This window comes from Thermovenabulum sp., from assembly GCF_049723235.1.
Lineage (GTDB): Bacteria > Bacillota > Thermosediminibacteria > Thermosediminibacterales > Thermosediminibacteraceae > Thermovenabulum.
This window is the reverse complement of the sequence record NZ_JBNARB010000037.1, coordinates 1-2,364: the sequence shown is the minus strand read 5'-3', so window position 1 is coordinate 2,364 and position 2,364 is coordinate 1. Positions and strand designations below refer to the sequence as shown.

Annotated in this window: 5 protein-coding genes; all 5 read right to left on the bottom strand. The window is 36.9% G+C overall.

All coding sequences use genetic code 11. The features are described 5' to 3' along the window. Window positions 1-187: 187 nt before the first annotated feature. On the bottom strand, window positions 188-682 hold the full coding sequence (locus ACPLOV_RS11405) for a CD3072 family TudS-related putative desulfidase (protein ID WP_424911203.1): 495 nt from the start codon (window positions 680-682) through the stop codon (window positions 188-190). 7 nt (window positions 683-689) lie between these two features. Then, window positions 690-1,217: a CD3073 family putative ECF transporter S component gene (locus ACPLOV_RS11400; protein ID WP_424911204.1), complete on the bottom strand. Its 528-nt coding sequence runs from the start codon at window positions 1,215-1,217 to the stop codon at window positions 690-692. Between the two features lie 427 nt (window positions 1,218-1,644). Beyond that, window positions 1,645-1,887, bottom strand: coding sequence for a M48 family metalloprotease (locus ACPLOV_RS11395; protein WP_424911202.1), 243 nt, complete (start codon window positions 1,885-1,887; stop codon window positions 1,645-1,647). A gap of 5 nt (window positions 1,888-1,892) precedes the next feature. Continuing rightward, window positions 1,893-2,114 (bottom strand): hypothetical protein, encoded by a 222-nt coding sequence (locus tag ACPLOV_RS11390; protein ID WP_424911201.1) that lies wholly within the window; start codon window positions 2,112-2,114, stop codon window positions 1,893-1,895. 38 nt (window positions 2,115-2,152) lie between these two features. After that, the gene (locus ACPLOV_RS11385; RefSeq protein ID WP_424911200.1) at window positions 2,153-2,287 is read right to left on the bottom strand and encodes a hypothetical protein; all 135 of its coding nucleotides are present in this window, start codon (window positions 2,285-2,287) and stop codon (window positions 2,153-2,155) included. Window positions 2,288-2,364 lie beyond the last annotated feature (77 nt).

Sequence of the window (2,364 nt, the reverse complement as noted above, 5' to 3'; positions counted from 1 at the left end):
TCAAAAAAAGCCTTTGCGTTTTCATCGTAGTATTTTATTGTTGAGTCCATTTTTCTAACCGCCTATGCTTAACAAAGCACATCCATATAGCCATATTCATATGACATCACTTCTTGACATATATTGTGCCATAAAAAAAGAACTATATTTAAGCATTATTATAATAAACATGGTGCTTACAAGGACTTTAAATAATCAATTTTTCAATATACTCCTTAAATTGTTGAACAAATTCCTTAGACTCACCTTCAGTATATTTCTCGGAAATGTCAAAAGTACTTATTTTTATTCCGTCCCTTTCCATTAATTTTTGGAGTTCTTCCATAAAAATACCTTTACTGCACAGAGTATCGCACGATGGACTTTCCTCTATCCCTATCAAACCAAGAATTTTATACCCATGAGTCGCGTATTCCTTCATCTGAGCAATAACTTTCTCGGCTAACTCTTCGCAAACTTTCCTATATTCTGGAGTATCATATTCTTTTTTGGTTTTTGGAGGCCTTTCTTCTCCTAGAAATGTAAACTCCGGGCATGGCAGTTGGATTATGGAAATATTATGGTCCAAAACTACCTTAATAATATCATTAAAAGCGCCCTGTGCCCGTTCCCATCCCCTTACTACTGAGTTTTGATTTAATACACAATGGGCTAAATAAATGATTTGTTTTCCTCTAAGCACTCTTACATCACTTTCCTAAAAAAAATTTTTTTGGAAGTTTTTGAATGAGAATACTTACAATAATGCAGCTTGTTATTTTATCGATTAAATTGCCAACTACCCGAGGTATAAAAGCAGCAGTAAAAATTTTTTGTCCGCTGGCCAATAACCATGCAAAAATAATATCAGTGCCTCCACCCGTCAAACCGCCATATATAAGCACAGCTATAGGTGTCCCAATTAATGGTGCAACTACCGATAAAATAACTCCCGTAATCAGCGCAATCTTTAAATCAAACTTGTATCTTTTAGAAATGAACCCAACTATTAATCCGACTACAACGTTTACTATAGCAAATGGAATATCTTTTGGATTCGTAATAATCCCTTGAATTATGTTTGTCAATCCTCCTGTTATAGCTCCTGAAAATGGTCCCAGTACTGCTGCCACAAAAATGGTACCTATGGTATCCAAAAACAACAGGGGTATTTGAAGGGTTTGGACTATTGTACCAAAAACAATGTTTATCACTATACCCAATGAAGCCAAAATCATAGCATTAGTAGATGAAAAAATTCTATTTTCCAATGTTATTCCTCCTCCAACTTTGCTTTCAGGTGCTTCTTATATTATAGCCTTCACACGTCATATGGTAAAATTGAAAAATATAATCCTTTTTTACGTATTTATAGAAGAAAGCAATATGTTATACTTACCAAAGAACAGCAAGAAAAAAGCACCGGTTTTTAAAATACATCCAACCGGTGCTATATTTTTAATAAACCCTTAAGCAATTTCAGCTTTATATTTTCCAATTATATCCCTGTAACCTCGGCTTTCCACCCATTTGAAAAGCTCGGAGACCCTCATTACCGTCCAGGGATGGTCCTGCACATTATGCTCAAATACTTTGCAACCTTGTCCAAAGCATCGTAGTCGTAATCCTCGAATTCCTTTGCCTGATTTATAAATTCATCTATTCTTATTCGGTCAAAATTTTTTGTGGCACTCCCGCAAGCTTCATCAAGGCAGATGCAGCCACTTCGGGGTCCTGACAGGTGAGAAGCCCCGCCCGGTCTGCCGTAAACTCTGACATCCTCACCCAATTTAAAAGGGCTATCTGAAGCCCTGTTGAAAGAAGCTTTCCCGCACCGAGGGTAATTGAGCCTACTATTTCTCCGAGTATCGGAAAAACCTGCGCCATCTGGTGGTATAAAACGTGCATACTCTTTATATGTCCCAGCTCATGCCTATGATGAATAAAAGCTCTTCCCTTAAAAGAAGGTTAACAGCCCCTGAATTCAAAACTATTATAGGTTCCTCCACTCCAGCAGTCATGGTGTTTATCCCGTAGCTCCACTGTATGTAAAGCTTCGGCACAAAAGGCATGTCCAAGATGCTGGAGGCTTCACATAATGTATAGTAAATTTCAGGAAAATTTCTTTCGTTCACCTTCACATTGCTTCCGTATATTGAATCCTAAGAAGCCTTTATATACCCTGTGCATTAAAAGCTCTAACTAATGTTTCAAGGAATTTGTGGGATTTCAATGTGTCCAATGCTTTTTTATCAAAGGGATGTTCGTATTGTTGCGAAAGTAAACCTTTTAATATTTTCCTTTGCATGATTTGCCTCCTATTTTAGTTATGTAGATTTTCGGAAACTCAGTTTCCTTTATTATCAAACCCTCTTAAGAGGGCTG

Coding starts and splice junctions, on each gene's coding strand:
- ACPLOV_RS11400 (WP_424911204.1), bottom strand. CDS start 1,217: ATGATTTTGGCTTCATTGGGTATAGTGATAAACATTGTTTTTGGTACA.
- ACPLOV_RS11395 (WP_424911202.1), bottom strand. CDS start 1,887: ATGCACGTTTTATACCACCAGATGGCGCAGGTTTTTCCGATACTCGGA.
- ACPLOV_RS11385 (WP_424911200.1), bottom strand. CDS start 2,287: ATGCAAAGGAAAATATTAAAAGGTTTACTTTCGCAACAATACGAACAT.